This is a genomic window from Pseudomonas sp. FP2338, from assembly GCF_030687515.1.
GTDB classification, from domain to species: Bacteria; Pseudomonadota; Gammaproteobacteria; order Pseudomonadales; family Pseudomonadaceae; genus Aquipseudomonas; species Aquipseudomonas salomonii.
The window spans coordinates 2,475,895-2,492,858 of sequence record NZ_CP117436.1 but is presented as its reverse complement, the minus strand read 5'-3'; the positions used below and the strand labels follow the sequence as shown (position 1 = coordinate 2,492,858).

Annotated in this window: 15 protein-coding genes; 7 read left to right on the top strand and 8 right to left on the bottom strand. The window is 63.5% G+C overall.

What is annotated here, in order from left to right; genetic code table 11:
• The first annotated feature begins 81 nt into the window (after nt 1–81).
• Complete coding sequence (locus PSH96_RS11485; RefSeq protein ID WP_305459325.1) at nt 82–1,245, top strand: acyl-CoA dehydrogenase family protein; 1,164 nt, start codon at nt 82–84, stop codon at nt 1,243–1,245.
• A 13-nt stretch (nt 1,246–1,258) separates the two neighbouring features.
• Entirely contained in the window at nt 1,259–2,206 is a 948-nt protein-coding gene (locus PSH96_RS11480) for a D-isomer specific 2-hydroxyacid dehydrogenase family protein (RefSeq protein WP_305459324.1), read from the top strand.
• A 133-nt stretch (nt 2,207–2,339) separates the two neighbouring features.
• Here PSH96_RS11480 and PSH96_RS11475 read toward each other — a convergent pair whose 3' ends face one another.
• From PSH96_RS11475 to PSH96_RS11455, 5 genes are all read right to left on the bottom strand, one after another.
• Nucleotides 2,340–3,221 (bottom strand): LysR family transcriptional regulator, encoded by an 882-nt coding sequence (locus tag PSH96_RS11475; protein ID WP_236373760.1) that lies wholly within the window; start codon nt 3,219–3,221, stop codon nt 2,340–2,342.
• 115 nt (nt 3,222–3,336) lie between these two features.
• Nucleotides 3,337–3,954 (bottom strand): isochorismate family cysteine hydrolase YcaC, encoded by a 618-nt coding sequence (ycaC, locus tag PSH96_RS11470; protein WP_017137757.1) that lies wholly within the window; start codon nt 3,952–3,954, stop codon nt 3,337–3,339.
• Between the two features lie 28 nt (nt 3,955–3,982).
• Nucleotides 3,983–5,821, bottom strand: a complete 1,839-nt coding sequence (locus PSH96_RS11465) for an amidohydrolase (protein ID WP_305459321.1) — start codon at nt 5,819–5,821, stop codon at nt 3,983–3,985.
• On the bottom strand, nt 5,818–6,408 hold the full coding sequence (locus tag PSH96_RS11460; RefSeq protein WP_056857895.1) for an antibiotic biosynthesis monooxygenase: 591 nt from the start codon (nt 6,406–6,408) through the stop codon (nt 5,818–5,820). The genes PSH96_RS11465 and PSH96_RS11460 overlap by 4 nt, the downstream gene beginning before the upstream one ends.
• Nucleotides 6,409–6,505: 97 nt before the next feature.
• Nucleotides 6,506–7,414 carry a LysR substrate-binding domain-containing protein gene (locus PSH96_RS11455; protein WP_186617428.1) on the bottom strand — a complete coding sequence of 303 codons (909 nt, stop codon included), beginning with the start codon at nt 7,412–7,414 and terminating at the stop codon, nt 6,506–6,508.
• Nucleotides 7,415–7,618: 204 nt separating this feature from the next.
• On the opposite strand from PSH96_RS11455, the gene PSH96_RS11450 reads away from it, so the two are divergent.
• Both PSH96_RS11450 and PSH96_RS11445 read left to right on the top strand, forming a co-directional pair.
• Nucleotides 7,619–8,017 (top strand): helix-turn-helix domain-containing protein, encoded by a 399-nt coding sequence (locus PSH96_RS11450; RefSeq protein WP_305459318.1) that lies wholly within the window; start codon nt 7,619–7,621, stop codon nt 8,015–8,017.
• Between the two features lie 58 nt (nt 8,018–8,075).
• On the top strand, nt 8,076–10,838 hold the full coding sequence (locus PSH96_RS11445) for a winged helix-turn-helix domain-containing protein (protein ID WP_305459316.1): 2,763 nt from the start codon (nt 8,076–8,078) through the stop codon (nt 10,836–10,838).
• Here the strand turns inward: PSH96_RS11445 and PSH96_RS11440 are convergent.
• Together PSH96_RS11440 and PSH96_RS11435 are read right to left on the bottom strand one after the other, a co-directional pair.
• Nucleotides 10,785–12,224 carry a winged helix-turn-helix domain-containing protein gene (locus PSH96_RS11440; protein ID WP_305459314.1) on the bottom strand — a complete coding sequence of 480 codons (1,440 nt, stop codon included), beginning with the start codon at nt 12,222–12,224 and terminating at the stop codon, nt 10,785–10,787. The two genes, PSH96_RS11445 and PSH96_RS11440, sit on opposite strands and share 54 nt — an antisense overlap.
• Nucleotides 12,225–12,371: 147 nt before the next feature.
• Nucleotides 12,372–13,322, bottom strand: coding sequence for a GlxA family transcriptional regulator (locus tag PSH96_RS11435; RefSeq protein ID WP_305459311.1), 951 nt, complete (start codon nt 13,320–13,322; stop codon nt 12,372–12,374).
• A 179-nt stretch (nt 13,323–13,501) separates the two neighbouring features.
• On the opposite strand from PSH96_RS11435, the gene PSH96_RS11430 reads away from it, so the two are divergent.
• Nucleotides 13,502–14,224 (top strand): pirin family protein, encoded by a 723-nt coding sequence (locus PSH96_RS11430; protein ID WP_305459309.1) that lies wholly within the window; start codon nt 13,502–13,504, stop codon nt 14,222–14,224.
• Between the two features lie 145 nt (nt 14,225–14,369).
• A complete protein-coding gene (locus PSH96_RS11425; protein WP_305459307.1) occupies nt 14,370–14,795 on the top strand; it encodes a hypothetical protein in 426 nt (141 codons plus the stop codon).
• A 204-nt stretch (nt 14,796–14,999) separates the two neighbouring features.
• Here PSH96_RS11425 and PSH96_RS11420 read toward each other — a convergent pair whose 3' ends face one another.
• Nucleotides 15,000–15,998, bottom strand: a complete 999-nt coding sequence (locus tag PSH96_RS11420) for a quinone oxidoreductase (RefSeq protein ID WP_305459305.1) — start codon at nt 15,996–15,998, stop codon at nt 15,000–15,002.
• A 102-nt stretch (nt 15,999–16,100) separates the two neighbouring features.
• Here PSH96_RS11420 and PSH96_RS11415 point away from each other — a divergent pair, with 102 nt between their 5' ends.
• The gene (locus PSH96_RS11415; protein WP_305459302.1) at nt 16,101–16,964 is read left to right on the top strand and encodes a LysR family transcriptional regulator; all 864 of its coding nucleotides are present in this window, start codon (nt 16,101–16,103) and stop codon (nt 16,962–16,964) included.

Genomic DNA, 16,964 nt, shown 5'->3' with positions numbered 1-16,964 from the left:
TGGGACAGTTACAGGTGAATTGACTGACCCACCGCATTCGCGAGCAAGCCCGCTCCCACATTTTTGACCGAGTACAGACTTATGACTCAACCGTCTTTACGCTCCGTGGAAGTCGCGCAATTCGACGCCCTGCTCGAACGCCTCAGCGCCGAGCTGGCCAGCACCGCGCACCTGTATGACGAAAGCGGCGCCTTCCCCCACGCCAACTTCAAGCAGCTGCATGAACATGGCCTGGTCGCCCTCACCGTGCCCAAGGCCCTGGGCGGTGGCGGCGCCAGCTTGGCGCAGGCGCGCAAAGCCATCAGCGCAATTGCCAGGGGCGAGCCGTCTACCGCGCTGATTCTGGTGATGCAGTACCTGCAGCACACACGCCTGCAAGACAGCAAAACCTGGCCACAGCACCTGCGCGTGCAAGTCGCCGAAGACGCCGTGCGCAACGGAGCGTTGATCAATGCGCTGCGCGTCGAACCCGACCTCGGCACCCCGGCCCATGGCGGGCTGCCGGCGACCACGGCGGTGCGCACCGCCGACGGCTGGCGCATCAGCGGCCGCAAGATTTATTCCACCGGCAGCCACGGCCTGAGCTGGTTCAGCGTGTGGGCGCGCAGTGATGATGCCGACCCGCTGGTGGGCGCCTGGCTGGTGCCGAAAAACAGCCCTGGTGTGAGCATCATCGACACCTGGGACCACCTGGGCATGCGCGCCACCTGCAGCCACGACGTGGTGCTCGATAACGTCCTGGTGCCGCTGGACCATGCCGTCAGCGTGAGCCCCTGGAGCGCACCGCAGCCTGAGCTGGATGGCGACGGGTTCCTGTGGATGTCGGTGCTGCTGTCGTCGGTGTATGACGCCGTGGCCCAGGCTGCGCGGGACTGGCTGGTGAATTGGCTGGAGCAGCGCAAGCCGTCCAACCTCGGCGCCGCGCTGTCGAGCCTGCCGCGTTTTCAGGAAACCGTCGGCCATATCGACACCCTGCTGTTCGCCAACCGCAGCCTGCTCGATGCCGCCGCCCAGGGCCACACGCCAGCCGCCAATGCGGCGCAGCTTAAATACCTGGTGACCGGCAATGCGATCCGCGCCGTAGAGCTTGCCATCGAAGCCTCGGGCAACCCTGGCCTGTCGCGCCATAGCCCGCTGCAACGGCATTACCGCGACGTGCTGTGCAGCCGCGTGCATACCCCGCAGAACGACGCAGTGCTGCAAGGTGTGGGTAAAGCGGTGTTCGCTCAACGTGCGCAACAGTGAATAAGGAACGCTCATGAGTCAGGTGATTATCGCCAGCCAGCTGGACGAAGACTACAACGAGGTACTGCGCGAACGCCTTGCCTCGATCCACCCCCAGGCCCAGGTCATCGGCGTGCCGGCCGGCGTGCCCAGCGACCTGCCGCCCCAGGCCAATATCCTGCTGCTGCGCCCGATCAACGTGCGCGGCTACACCGCGCCCGATACCCCGCCGCCGGGCTGGCCGTATGGCGCGCAATGGGTGCACCTGGTGTCGTCGGGCATCGACTTCTACCCGCAGTGGCTGTTCAACGGCCCGCCGGTGACCACCTCACGGGGCAGCGCCGCCGATAACCTTGCCGAGTTCGCCCTGGCGGCGATCTTTGCGGCGGCCAAGCATTTGCCGGCTATTTGGGTGAAGGATGCCCAGTGGACATTCACCGCCATGCGCCCGCTCAAGGGCAGCACATTGGGCATTCTCGGCTTTGGTGCGATCGGCAAAAGCCTGGCGCAAAAAGCCCTGGCCTTGGGGATCAACGTGGTTGCGCTGCGCCTGCGCCAGGCGCCCTTTGAGGTGGAACATGTTGAGGCCGCCAAGGACATCCACGACCTGTTCGCCCGCGCCGACCACCTGGTGCTGGCGGCACCGCTCACCGAGGCCACGCGGCATATTGTCGACCGTGATGTGCTCGGCAGCGCCAAGCCGGGATTGCACCTGATCAACATTGCACGCGGTGGTTTGCTGGATCAGGAGGCCCTGCTGGAAGCCTTGGATAACGGTCAGATCGGCCTGGCCTCGCTGGATGTGACCGAACCCGAGCCACTGCCGCCGGGGCACCCGTTGTACAGCCATGCGCGGGTGCGGTTGTCGCCGCATACCTCGGCGATTTCGACCAACAGCAAGCAGGAGATTGCCGATACGTTCCTGGCGAATCTGGAACGGTATGTGCAAGGTTCGCAATTGGCCAACCTCGCCAATCGCTGAGCCGGACACTCATCAAAAATGTGGGAGCGGGCTTGCTCGCGAATGCGGTGGGACAGCCAACACATGAATTGACTGATACACCGCATTCGCGAGCAAGCCCGCTCCCACATTTATTTTGTGTTGTGTCAGTGGGTCAGCAACCGCTAGCCAGGCGTTCGCGCAAAAACTCCACCAGCGCCTGCACTGGCCGCGAACTTTGCCGGTGCTGCGGGTACACCGCCGACAGGGTCAGGGCCTCGGGGGCAAAGTCGTCCAGCAGGGTTACCAAGCGCCCGTCTTTCAACGCCTCGGCAACAATAAAAGTCGGCAGGTAGGTCACGCCCAACCCGGCGATTGCGGTGTCGCGCAGCAATTCGCCATTGTTCACGCGCATGCGACCACTGACATTGAGCGCCTGCAACTTGCCTTTGAAGCGCCATTGCACTTGGCGGCCATGGCCATAGGGCAGGCAGTCATGATCAGCCAGGTCTTCGGGCTTGAGCGGCGTACCCCGGGCGGCGAGGTAATCAGGGCTGGCGCAATACACCCGCTGCACGCTGGCGATGCGCCGGGCAATCAGGGTCGAGTCTTCCAGCGTGCCGATGCGCAAGACCAGGTCGTAGCCCTCGCCGATCAGGTCCACCGGGCGATCACTCAAGTCGACCTCCACCGACACCTGCGGGTGGCGTTGCAGGAACTGCGGCAACAAGCAGCCCAGGTGGGCCATGGCAAACGACAACGGCGCGCTGAGCCGGATCGTGCCACGCGGTTCGCTGTTCTGGCCGGCGATGCCCTGCTCTACTTGCTCGACTTCGCTGAGCAGGCGCAAGGCCGATTCGTAGTAGCTCTGGCCGAGCGGTGTGACGTCCAATCGACGTGTGGAGCGATTGAGCAGGCGCACGCCCAGGCGGTCTTCCAGTTGGATCAGGCGGCGGCTGACGAATTGTTTGGACAAGCCCAATTGCTCGGCCGCGGCGGTGAAGCTGCCGGATTCCATGACCTGGCAGAACAGGCGCATGTCTTCAAAGGGGTTCATTGTCGCTTCTCGGTGGACAGTTGACTGGTTTATAGCCTGTCAGCCGCTACGACACAATCAAATGCAGGAGGGGCTTGCCCCTCCTACGGGGTTAATCTACCCCATCAAGGCCCGCTTACTTGGCCGTAAACGCCGAGTAGCTGTTCATCAGGTTACGGTAGTTGGGAATGCGCGGTGACAGCAGGTTAGCGAGGCCTTCCATATCGTTGCGCCAGTCAACTTGCAGTTCACAGGCGACAGAGAACCAGTTCACCAGTTGCGCGCCGGCGGCCGTCATACGTGCCCAAGCGGCTTGTTGCACGGTTTCGTTGAAGGTACCCGAGGCGTCGGTCACCACGAACACCTCAAAGCCTTCAGCGAGGGCGCACAGGGTCGGGAACGCGACGCACACATCCGTTACCACGCCGGCAATGATGATCTGCTTGCGGCCGGTGGCCTTCACGGCCTTGACGAAATCTTCATTGTCCCAGGCGTTGATCTGACCAGGGCGGGCGATGTAAGGCGCATCCGGGAAGAGTGCCTTGAGTTCCGGAACCAATGGGCCGTTAGGGCCACTTTCAAAACTGGTGGTGAGGATGGTCGGCAGGTTGAAGAACTTGGCCACGTCGGCCAGGGCCAACACGTTGTTCTTGAACTCGTTCGGAGAGAAGTCTTGCACCAGGGAAATCAGGCCGGTCTGGTGATCGACCAGCAATACAACGGCGTCATCTTTGTTCAAGCGCTTGTAAGTCATGGGTTAACTCCTTTGGGTGTTTTTAAAATCAGAAGGCAAAGCACGAGCAACCGAACGCGCCCCAGAAACCCTGGAAGTCGCTGACCGGCACGCTGGAAAGCCGCGCTTTTTCATGGCCGTGGGCATGCACGCCGCACGGTCCGCTGCATTGGTGAACTTGAGCTTGCACCGGTGAACCTGGGCGCCAGTGCCCCGGCACCTTGACCACCGGCGACCAGTCCGGCAGCACCGGCACTTGGGGCGGTGCGAAACCGTCGAAGTCACCGGCGCCGTACACCACCTTGCCGCCGACCACGGTCAGAACCGACTCGATCCATTTGATGGCTTCTTCATCCACGCTGAAGAAGTCCGCCGAGAGTGCCGCCACATCCGCCAACTGGCCGACCTTGATCTGGCCCTTTTTGCCCTGCTCCGAGGAGAACCAGGCGCTGCCGTGCGTGAACAATTCCAGCGCAGTGAGGCGCGGCAGGCCTTCGGCGTGCAGCTCCAGGCCGCCGACGGTGCGGCCGCTGACCATCCAGTACAGCGAAGTCCAGGGGTTGTAGCTCGAGACCCGCGTGGCGTCGGTGCCCGCCCCTACCGGCACGCCTTCGGCCAGCATGCGCTTGATCGGCGGCGTGGCTTCGGCGGCCTTGGCGCCGTAGCGCTCGACAAAATATTCGCCCTGGAACGCCATGCGGTCCTGGATCGCAATACCCCCGCCCAGGGCCCGGACGCGCTCGATGTTTTTCGGCGTAATGGTTTCGGCGTGGTCGAAGAACCACGGCAGACCATTGAACGGAATGTCGCGGTTGACCTTCTCGAACACATCGAGCATGCGCGAGATGGATTCGTCGTACGTGGCGTGCAGCCGGAACGGCCAGCGCTGCTCAACCAAATGGCGCACCACCGGCTCCAGTTCCTGCTCCATGGTCAACGGCAGGTCGGGGCGTGGCTCAAGGAAATCTTCGAAATCCGCCGCCGAAAACACCAGCATCTCGCCTGCGCCGTTGTGGCGCAGGTAATCGTCGCCCTGATGCAGGGTTACGCTGCCGGTCCAGTGCTTGAAATCGCTGAGTTCTTCCTTGGGCTTTTGGGTGAACAGGTTGTAGGCGATGCGCACCGTCAGCTGTTGGTCCTTGGCCAGTTGTTCAATCACCGCGTAGTCATCGGGGTAGTTCTGGAAACCACCGCCGGCGTCGATGGCGCTGGTGAGGCCCAGGCGATTGAGTTCACGCATGAACTGGCGGGTCGAATTGACCTGGTATTCCAACGGCAGCTTCGGGCCCTTGGCCAGGGTTGCATACAAAATCATCGCGTTGGGACGCGCCACCAGCATGCCGGTGGGGTTGCCGTTGCTGTCGCGCACAATCTCGCCGCCCGGCGGGTTCGGCGTGTCCTTGGTGTAACCGGCCACGCGCAGGGCGGCGCGGTTGAGCAAGGCACGGTCATACAGGTGCAGCACGAACACCGGCGTATCTGGCGCGGCCTGGTTCAACTCTTCCAGGGTCGGCATGCGTTTTTCGGCGAACTGGAATTCGTTCCAGCCCCCCACCACGCGCACCCATTGCGGCGTCGGCGTGCGATCGGCTTGATCCTTGAGCATGCGCAACGCATCGGCCAGAGACGGCACGCCTTCCCAGCGCAGTTCAAGGTTGTAGTTCAGCCCGCCACGGATCAGGTGCAAGTGCGAGTCGTTAAGGCCAGGGATCACGGTGCGGCCCTTGAGGTCAATGACCTGGGTGCCGCTGCCGCGCAGGGCCATGGCCTCGCCGTCGGTGCCGACCGCTACAAATCGGCCTTGGTGGATAGCGACCGCAGTGGCCCGTGGGTTTTCACGGTCCACGGTGTGGAACTGGCCATTGAACAGAATCAGATCGGCGTTCATAGGGTTTCCTTTACAGAGGCTTCAAGCCAGGGAGCGAACAGGCGGGTGGCGGCCGGCATCAGCAGGTACACCACCAGCAACACAATGGTCAGCGTCACCAGAAAAGTGGACACCACATAGTTGGACAGGAACGGGTGCAAGCGCAGGATCGGGCCCCAGATAAACGGCAGCAGCAGGGTTTGCGGCAGGATCACGCACAGGCTGACCACGGCCTGCTTCCAGCGCGGCGGCTTCGCGGCGCTGTCGGCCAGGGGCGCGAACCAGAACTCGTTGGCGGCACCGATTTCGGTTTTGTCGCCGTCGGCCAGCATCGGCGCCGCTTCAGCGATCAGCGCCTGGCGTTCGGGGGAGTCGAGCCAGCGTTGCAGCGCGTCGGTGGAGCGATAGCGCAAGACGCAGGTAAACAGCGCCTGCCCGCCCTGCTTGCCGCGCACCACATCCACACCGAGGTGGCCGGGGCGCTCGCCAGCGATGCGCACGATACGCCGCAGCCAGGCCTCGTAATCGGCTTCACGGCCGGCCTTGATCAGGTGTTTGACGACCAGGGTGACGACTTCGTCGGGGCTGGTTTCAGGTGTCGGGTCCATATGGTGTGTTTCCCCCCTGGAGAGTTGAGCGATGGGGGGAGTCTGGCGGGGAACGAGGGTCGGGAATTGGATGTTTGTGCTGTCTCGCCTGGCGCGCTCACGCCATACGCGCCATATGCTCACTGATGCGCGAGCGCAACCAGCGCTCCGCCGGGTCGTTGTCATGCACGCCGCTCCAGACCATCGACAATTCCGAGGCTTCAATCGCGAACGGCGGGTCCTCGGCGCGCAGCACGGTGCCTTCGGTCAAGGCACAGGCGGCGTAGTCGGGCACTGTGGCGATGATCTGCGTGCCCGCCAGCAGGGCGCGCAAGCCGCTGAACTGGGGTACCGCCAGCACCACCCTGCGCGCCCGGCCGATGCGGGCCAGGTCAAGGTCGATATTGCCGCTCAAGTCCCCCGAAAACGACACCATGGCGTGGGGCCGCGTGCAGTAGTCATCCAGTGTCAACGGCGCCGCACCGTCGTCGCCGCGCAGTACCTTGCAGGGAATGTCCCGCAGCTTCTTGCGCTTGGCATTCGCCGGCAGTTCGGTGGTGTAGCTGACGCCCACGGAAATCTCGCCGCTGGCCAGCAACGAGGACATCAACAGGTAATTGGCGCGGCGCACCACCACGATGATCCCCGGTGCCTCTTCGCGCAGCTGGCTGAGCAACGGCGGGAACAGACCGAACTCGGCATCGTCGGACAGGCCGATACGAAACACTGCGCAACTGGTGGAAGGGTCGAAATCCTTGGCGCGGCTGACTGCGCCTGAAATGGTGTCCATCGCCGGTTGCAGCTCCTTGAGTATGGCCACCGCCCGTGGCGTGGGCTCCATGCCGCGCCCGTTGCGCAACAGCAATGGGTCGTCGAACAAGTCGCGCAGGCGCCCGAGCGCGGCACTCACTGCCGGCTGGCCCATGAAGAGCTTTTCGGCGACCCGTGTCAGGTTCTTCTCGAACATCAGCGCCTCGAAAATCACCAGCAGGTTCATGTCGACGCGGCGCAGGTCGTTGCGGTTCATGGCGGTATCCAAACGGTTATCAGGCCGTCAGGTAAGCATGCCGGGCGGATCGCAGATTGCATGCCTGTGCTGTCTTTTTCGGGCGCGCACCTGGCGAAATTAACAACGATTAACTCGCCAGCCAGACGGCCCGGCGCCAAAAATACAGCGGTCTACACTGCACCCATTCACCGGGATCGCTCCCATCGACTACGGATAATTGTCATGGCCCGACTTGATGACTGTGCCCCCCGCTTTGGCGTCACCGGTGGCTTGTGCCCCCGGCGCGAGCGAATTGCCAAGCAACTGATCCTCGCCAACCTCGGCGAAAGCCTGGCGATTGCCGAGTTGGCGCAGGCCTGTGCGCTGTCGCGCAGCCATTTTTCCCGTGCATTCAAGTGCACCACCGGGCTGTCGCCCCAGGAGTGGATTCGCCAACAGCGCATTCAGCGGGCCAAGGAACTGATCACCGGGTCGTCCTTGAGCCTGACCCAGATCAGCCTGGAGTGCGGCTTTTGCGACCAGGCGCACTTCTGCCATATGTTCACACGCAGCGAGGGCGTGAACCCGATGACCTGGCGAAATCACCACATTCGTCAAAAATCACAGGGGGTTGCAGCCTAGTGGTCTGCACCTGCCTGGAATATGCTGGCCGGACTTTTTTTCAGAACAGGGGGCCAGCATGAGTGACCTCAGCGACCAGGCCGTGCATTTCGGTCCCTACCGTGTCCACCCGCGCCAGCGCCTGGTGCTGGAGGCTGGCCGCCCTTTGCGGCTGGGCCGGCCCGCGATAGAAATCTTGCTGATCTTGCTGGAACACGCCGGCAATGTGGTGAGCAAGCAGGAACTGATCACGCGGGTATGGCCCAAAACGGTAGTCGAAGACGGCAACCTGCGTGTGCATGTGGCCGCATTGCGCAAGGCTCTGGGCGATGGTCAGGTCGGGCAGCGCTATATCGTCACCGTCGCCCAGCGCGGTTACAGCTTTGTCGCCCCTCTGAGCATCGAACCGATGACCACAGCCATCGACGGTATTCCCCACAACCAGGGCCATAACCTGCCGCTGCGCCGTACGCGGATGATCGGCCGCCAGGTATTGATCGACGCGCTGGTGCAGCAACTGCCGCAGCAACGGTTCATCACCCTGACCGGTGCGGGTGGCATCGGCAAGACCACCGTGGCGCTGCGTGTGGCGGAATTATTGATCGGCCATTACCGCGACGGCATTCGCCTGCTGGATCTGGCGGCGCTCAGCACGCCGTCGATGATCCTGCCCAACCTGGCCGCCCTGCTCGACCTCGCCCCCAGCGAACATGAGCCACTGCTGAGCCTGGCCCGCAACCTGCACGCACGACAGTTGCTGCTGGTGATCGACAATTGCGAACACCTGCTGGACGACATCGCGCTGATCAGCGAAACCCTGCTGCGCCATGCGCCACAGCTGCACATTCTGGCCACCAGCCGCGAAGCCCTGCGTGCCGAGGGAGAGTATGTGCAGCGCCTGGAGCCGCTGGCCTGCCCACCCGCCACCGGCAACCGCGCCCAGGCCCTCGGCTACCCGGCGTTGCAACTGCTGATCGAACGCGCCATGTCGCACCAGGACAGTTTTGAGCTCAGCGAGGCAGAGCTGCCCCTGGCGATTGATATCTGCAAGCGCCTGGACGGCATTCCCCTTGCAATCGAATTGGTCGCCACGCAGATCGAGCGTTTCGGCTTGCCGGGCTTGCTGGTGCAAATGGAGGACAACCTGCGCCTGCTTAACCGCGGCCGGCGCAGCGACTTGCCCCGTCAGCAAACCTTGCGCGCCACGCTGGATTGGAGTTTTGACCTGCTCACCACCTGCGAACAGATTTGCCTGCGCCGCCTCGCGGTGTTTCGCGGCGGGTTCAGCCTGGCGAGCGCGGCGGCGGTAATCGCCGGTGAGCAGATCGTACCGGCCCAAGTGCTGGGCTCGATCAGCCAGCTGGTGGCCAAGTCGCTGCTCAACGTCGAGGCCGGCGATGATGAAATGGTCTATCGTCTGCTGGATATCACCCGTAGCTATGCCCTGGAAAAGCTCGCCCTTGCGGCTGAACTCGACAGCACACGCGAGCGCCATGCCGCGCGCTGTCTGGCGCTGATGGACCAGGCGCAGGAGGACTGGGAACTCACCCCCACCGAGCTGTGGATCAACCGTTATGCACCGTTGCGCGAGGACATCCGCGCCGCCCTCGACTGGGGCTTGGGCGAACACGGCGCGCACCTGCTGGGCATTCGCCTGACGGTCAGCGCCATGCCCCTGTGGCAAGAGTTGTCGCTGCTGCGCGAACATGGGCTGTACGTAAACCAGGCCTTGGCGCTGATGCTGCAATCGGACGCGCCCTGCACGCAGCTGACCATGCAACTGCAACTGGCACTGGGCAGCCTGTCCTATCACGCCCTGGGCGGCGCGCCGCAGACCATCGCTGCATTCGTGGCGGCCCGGCGCCTGGCTGAGGCGCTCCAGGACAATGGGGGCCAGTTGCGCGCCATCTCCGGGCACATGGCGGTCAACCTGTGTGCCGGCCACTACCATGAGGCGCTGCAGCAGAGCATACAGTTCGACCGCCTCGACCCGCGCACCGATCCGCTGCTGGACTTGAGTGCCCAACGCTTACGGGTACTGGCCCAGCATTACGCGGGCGACCAGGTCCTGGCCCTGCACAATGCCGAACAAGTGCTGCAGCGCATGGCCCACAGCGGCCATCTCAACCGTTTCACCCATGGCTTTGGCGTGCAATACGACCAGAGTGTGGCGTCGCTGACGGTACTGGCGCGCATCCTGTGGCTGCGCGGGTTTCCTGAGCGGGCCGCGCGAACGGCAAGCCAGGCGCTGGCGTTGGCGTTGCAGATCAACCACGGCACCTCGATCTGCTACACCCTGGCCCTGGCCGGCGTACCGATTGCCCACTACAACGGTGACAGCGACGCGGCGCACACGCTGCTGGCGCTGTTGCTGGAACACGCACAGAAACATTCGGCGCAGTTGTTCCACACCTGGGCGCGGCACTACGAGGGCACCGCCCCCCATGAGGCATTGCAAGGCCTGGGCCTGGCTCAGGACATACGGGTGACCTTCAATGCCACGCAGGTAGATGACAGGGTATTTGAGCGCGCCAGAAACGGCGCGGCCGGTTGGTGCACGGCCGAGATTCTCAGGGTGCACGCCGAGGCCCTGCCCGATCTGCGCACGCGCGAATCGCTGCTGCACGAAGCATTGGGCATGGCGCACGAACAAGGCGCACTGGCCTGGGAGCTGCGCTGCGCGACCTCGATGGCCCGCCTGTGGCAAAGCCAGGGCCGTGTGCGGGAGGCACGTGAGCTGTTGAATTCGGTCTATGGGCAATTTACCGAAGGCTTTGCCACCCAGGATCTAGTCCGCGTGCGCAGCCTGCTCGACCAGTTGCAGGACAAACGGCCGGCCTGAAAATGGCCCCAGGTAATGCTCATAGCCCTGCTGCAAACGCGCCACCTGCAACGGGTCACGCAGTTGCGCCAGGGCGTAGCTGCGCACACTGTTGAGCAGGCGATAGCGCCGCGGGCCGGGGCCGGGCTCGACCGCCAGGGCGGACGTCGCGGTCAGACGTGCCAGCAGGTAAGCCAGGTCGGCATGCGCAAGTTCAGTACCGGCCACCAGTTCGGTCAAGGCCGGCAACGTCACCGCGCTTTTGAACAGCGCCAATTGCAGGAACAGCCAACGCTGCGGCAGGCTCAGGCGTTGATACGTCCAATCCAGCGCTGCCGTCAGCGATTGATGGCGCTCGACCGCCGTGCGTCGGCCCCGCCTCAACACCTGCACGCCTTTGTGTAACTGCTTTTGCAACCCGCGTACTCCCAGGGCTTCAACCTGCGCCGCCGCCAGTTCCAGAGCCAGCGGGATGCCGTCCAGGCGCCGGCAGATATCGCGCAACGGCGCCAGGTCCTGAGACCGCACGACAAATCCCTGCTGACCGGCACGCGCCCGTGCCACGAACAATTGCAGGGCGGGATACCTCATGGCCTGCTCGACACTGCCCCAGTCAGTCGGCGTCGGCAACGCCAGCCGGGGTACGTGTTGTACCCATTCGCCGGGCACCTGCAAGGCTTCGCGGCTGGTCAGCAGCACGCTCACCTGTGGCGCTCTGGCTTGCAGCGTATGCACCAGGTGGCGGCAGGCACCCAGCAACAGATCGGCACCGTCGAGCACCAGCAGCAGTTGCCGGGCGGCCAATTGCTCGCACAGCGCATGGGCGCTGCCACAGGGTTGCAGGTGCAGGGTTTCGGTCAGATAGTCGAGCAACCGGGTCGGCGCCTGCACAGTTGCCAGGTCCAGCCACCACACGCCATCGCGGTAACGCGGCAACACCCGTTCGGCCAGGGCCAGCGCCACGCTGCTCTTGCCGATTCCGGCGCAGCCGGTGAGCATCATCAGCCGTTGGCCGCCCAGGCGTCGCACCAGGCTGCCCAGCAGTTCGTCGCGGCCGATCACCGGGCTGAGCCGTGCGGCCAGATTGTGCCGAGGCTGCGGTGCCGGTGACGGCGCCACGCAACAGTAGCCGCGTTGCGGTTCATTGAGGATATAGCGTTGTCCGTCCAGCGCACGACGCAGGGCGGCGATGTGCACGCGCAAATTATTGTCTTCCACCACGCTGTTCGGCCAGACCCGGCCGATCAAGGTGTCCTTGCTGACAAATTGCCCCGGCGCCTCCAACAGCACCGCGAGGATATCCAGCGCACGCCCACCCAATGGCACCGGCAGGCCGGTCTTGCTGACCAGGCGTTGATCGCGATGAAAGGTATAGGGGCCAAAGCTCACCGTGTGTGCATGGTTCATCTGCTGACAGCGCTGGAACACCCGGCCTTGGGCGTCTGCGCCTCCTTTCTAGGGGCCTGGGGCTATCTTGCCAGCTATGCGTGACAGGACAATGCTGGCACAGGGAGCGACACGGACAATCAGGGCAGCCAGACGGACATTCCGGCGTCAACTGAACTGTTGTCGGTACTGCGTGGGGTTAAGGCCGAGTTTTTCACTGAACAGAAAGCGCATATGCCGCACGCTGCCGAAGCCTGCGCGGAAAGCCACGGTCTTGAGCGGCAGGTCAGTGCTTTCGAGCAGGTGCCGGGCACGGTCGATGCGCGCGCCTTGCACAAAGGCCATGGGCGTCATCCCCACTTCTTTAGCGAACAGCCGCGCAAAATGGCGCGCGCTCATGCCCGCCAGCGCAGCCATGGACACGATGCTCAATGGCTGGTCCAACTGCGCCAGCACCTGGTTCTGCACGCGGGTGATCGGGGTTTCCAGCGGCGCGACGGCGGCAGTCATCGGGCTGAACTGCGCCTGACCGCCCTGGCGTTTCATCACCACCAGCAACACCTTGGCGACGTCGACCGCGACCTGCCGGCCATGGTCCTGGGCGATGATCGACAGCGCCAGGTCGATGCCGGCAGTGACCCCGCCGGAGGTAATCAAGCGGCCATCCTGCAAGTAAATGCGGTCGGTCTCGACGATGGCCTTGGGAAAGCCTTTGATCAAGCGGTCGGTGTAGTGCCAGTGCGTGGTGACGCGGTGGCCGTCGAGCAGCCCGGCGTGCCCCAGCACAAAGGCGCCAGTGCAGATCGAACCGAAGCGCCGTGCCCGTGGCGCTGCGGCTCGAAGCCACGGCAGCAAAGCCGGATGGCATTCGTTATAAGCGCCTGGCCCGCCGGGTACCAATAGAAGATCGTAGGCCTCGCCTGCCTGGTCCAGTGGCAGGTCGGCATGCACGTGCACGCCATTGGAGGCGCGCAGCGGGCCGGGCTCAGTGCCGATCGTCAGGATCCGATAATGCTCCGCTGCCGGCAGGTAGCGGTTGGCTATGGAAAACACCTCCAGCGGCCCGGCCATATCGAGCAGCAGGAAGTCTGGAAACAGCACCATGGCCACGGTTTTCATGAAGAGCAAGTCCATCGTAACGGGAGTCGGGACGGCATTATGGCACGCCCACACTGTCAACTAAAATGAGACATTAATTCAATTTTCAGCTTATTAATGAATCCATGGAAAACCATTAACCTTCTTCTCAACGCAAGCGCCCTGCATTTCGCAGCCTGCGCTCACTAGAGGACAAGATCATGCTGACCCTTCGCAAAGCCTCGGAACGCGGCGCCGCCAATCACGGTTGGTTGAAGTCGTTCCACACCTTCTCGTTCGCCAACTACTGGGATCCCAAGGAGCAGGGTTTTTCCGACCTGCTGGTGATCAACGATGACCGCGTCGCCGCCGGCAAAGGCTTCGGCCAGCACCCGCACCGCGACATGGAGATTTTCTCTTATGTGCTCGAAGGCGCCCTGGAACACAAGGACACCCTGGGCACCGGCTCGGTGATCCGCCCTGGTGACGTGCAACTGATGAGCGCCGGCAGCGGCGTGGCCCACAGCGAGTTCAACCACAGCCAGAGCCATGGCGTGCACTTCCTGCAGATCTGGATTGTGCCGAATGTGGTCGGCGCCGAACCGCGCTATCAGCAGGAGCACTTCAGCGCGGCGCAGAAACGCGGGCGCTTGCAATTGATCATCTCGCCGGAAGGCAGCGATGGCTCGCTCAAGGTTCGCCAGGATGCACGGGTGTATGCCGGGCTGTTCAACGGCGACGAAGCCACGACCCTGGACGTGCCGGCGGACCGCCATGTGTACGTGCATGTGGCCCGCGGCAGCGTCGAACTCAATGGCCAACGCTTGCAGGAAGGCGACGGCGCACGGCTGCGCAATGAACGGCAGATCCGCCTGAGCCAGGGCGACGACGCCGAGGTGCTGGTATTTGACCTGCGCCCTCAGGAACTGCCGCAGATGCCTTGAGCGCCTGCACGATGGCCCGCCAAAACGGGCCATCGCTGGCGTCGATAGTCACCATCAGCGCAATGAAGTTCTCTTAAAAAATCCAACGCGTACCATCAAACCCATACCCGGCAACACCCAACTACAACTCTCGGAGCACACCACCATGAAACGCCAACTCTTGCTTAGCCTCGCTTTCTCGGTACTGGCTGCCAACGCTTTTGCCCACCCGGTTGTCGCTGAAGGCGGCGCGGATCGCCTGCAAGGCAGCCACGTAGCCGAAAATGGTTCCGACCGCCTGCAGGAACGCCGTATAGCCGAAGGTGGCGCTGATCGCCTGCAGGAACGCGGCCTGGCTGAAGGCGGTGCTGATCGTCTGCAAGAACGTGGCCTGGCTGAAGGTGGTGCGGATCGTTTGCAGGAACGCGGCCTGGCTGAAGGCGGTGCTGATCGTTTGCAGGAACGTGGCCTGGCTGAAGGCGGTGCTGATCGTTTGCAGGAACGTGGCCTGGCTGAAGGTGGTGCTGATCGCCTGCAGGAACGCGGCCTGGCTGAAGGTGGTTCGGATCGTCTGCAGAGCAACCACGTATAACCCTCGCGGTTGGCGAGGCACCCCAAACCGGCCTGATCAGCCGGTTTTTTTTCGCCTGCGATCTGGCCATGTACCCCACCCAACTTCTGGTTAACGGGCTGTTGTGGCGAGCAGGCTTGCTAGCCACAACAAGCCCACTGATCACAACAAGCCCACTCACCCCAACAAACCTACTCACACAATCAAGCCTGCTCACCACACCCATCAGCGCAGATCGCGGTCCACCCACAACACCGCCTTGCCAATCTGCTGGCGTGCCTCGATGCGTGCGTGCACCTGTTGCACCGTCTCCAGGCTGTAATGGCCCTCGATCTCGACGCTCAACGCCCCTTCCAGCATCGCCGCGAACACCGCATTGGCACGCCGCTGCACGGTTGCCCCGTCGGCCATATGGTCGGCCAGCCGTGGTCGGGTCAAAAACAGCGAGCCCGCCTCGCCCAATTCAATCGGGTCCAGGTCAGTCAGCGAGCCCGACACGTTGCCATAATTGACGATCAAACCCCGCGTGCGGCAAGCGCGGAAACTCTCGCGCAAGGTGGTTTTGCCGAGTGAATCAAACACCACATCCACTCCGCGCCCATCGGTGGCTTGCAGCACCTGATCAGCAAAGCCGTCATAGGTCCAGGCCTGGTGGGCGCCGCGTTGCCGGGCAATCGCGCATTTTTCGGCGCTGCTGCCGGTGGTGAACACCGTCGCGCCCAACTGCCGTGCCATCTGCACCAGCAACTGGCCGATGCTGCCGGACGCCGCGTGAATCAGGCAGCTGCTGCCGGCCTGCAAGCGTGCCACGTCCTCAACCAGGTAGTGCGCGGTGCAGCCCTGAAACATCGCCGCTGCGGCCTGATCGAAGCGGATCGCCGTGGGGATCTGCGCAACTTTATCGGCGGGCACGTTGGCATATTCGGCATAGGCGCCCCAGGCAATGCACCAGGCCACCCGGTCGCCCACGGCCAAATGCTTCACGCCGGGGCCAACCTCAACCACCACGCCGGCGCCTTCCATGCCCAAGGTGCAGGGCAACCGCACCGGGTAAGTCATCGACGCAGCGTATTTGCCTTGGCGCGTATGAATATCCATGAAATTGATCCCGGCGCAGGCCACCTTGACCAGCACATGCCCCGCCGTGACTTGGGGCTTGGCCACATCATGGCGCAGTTGGGCGAGGTCGGGGCCGCCGTAGGCTTGCAGGGTGATGGCTTTCATCAGGGAACAACTCCGTTTGCACTGGGAAGCGGCCATGGTAAAAGGGATTATTCGGTTGGAATATTCCCCAATCTTTCCCAGCCTCTGTGCGGAAATAACCCGATGTTCGATTGGCAGGACCTCTACTACTTCACCGTGCTGGCGCGCACCCAGTCACTGTCGGCCGCCGCCCGCGAGTTGCAGGTGGAGCACGCTACCGTCGGGCGCCGGGTCGATGCGCTGGAAAAAGCCCTGGGCGTAAAACTGGTGGACCGCCTGCCCCGCAGCCGCCCGCTCACGGCGCAAGGCCTGGCCTTGGCGCAAGTGGCGGCGAGCATGGGCGATATGGCCACGCAGGTGATGCGCCTGTCGCGCGTGGCCTCCATCGAACTGGCCGGCACAGTGCGCGTCAGCTGCCCGCCCTCCATCGCCAATCACTGCATTGCCCCTCAGCTTGCGCGTTTACGCGCCCACTACCCGCAGCTGAATCTGGTGCTGATGCCGTCCACTCAACTGGCTGCGCTGGACAAGGGCGAAGCCGACATCGCCTTGCGCACCGTGCGCCCCGACGAAGCAGCCTTGGTGCGGCGCAAGGTCGGGGTGGTGCGCTTCGGCTTGTACGCCGCGCCTGCGCTCGAACATTTGCCGGCGGCGCAATGGACCTTCATCGCCTACGACCCCAGCCGCGATCACCTGCCCCAGCAAGCCTGGCTGCACCAACTGCGCGGCCCGCGCCCCGTGGTGTTTGCCGCCAGCGAGTTGATCACCCAGCAAATGGCCGCCCGCGCGCAGGTCGGCGCAGTGGTACTGCCCACCTTGGTGGGCGATGCCGACCCGCTGTTGATGCGGTTGCCCACGCCCAGCGACGGCCCGGCGCGTGATATCTGGCTGACGGTTTACCCGGATATGCGCCGCTCTGCGTCGGTGAAAGTGGTGATGGAGTTTCTGGTGGAATGCATTGAAGCGCAGGCGCAGCTACGTCGCTGA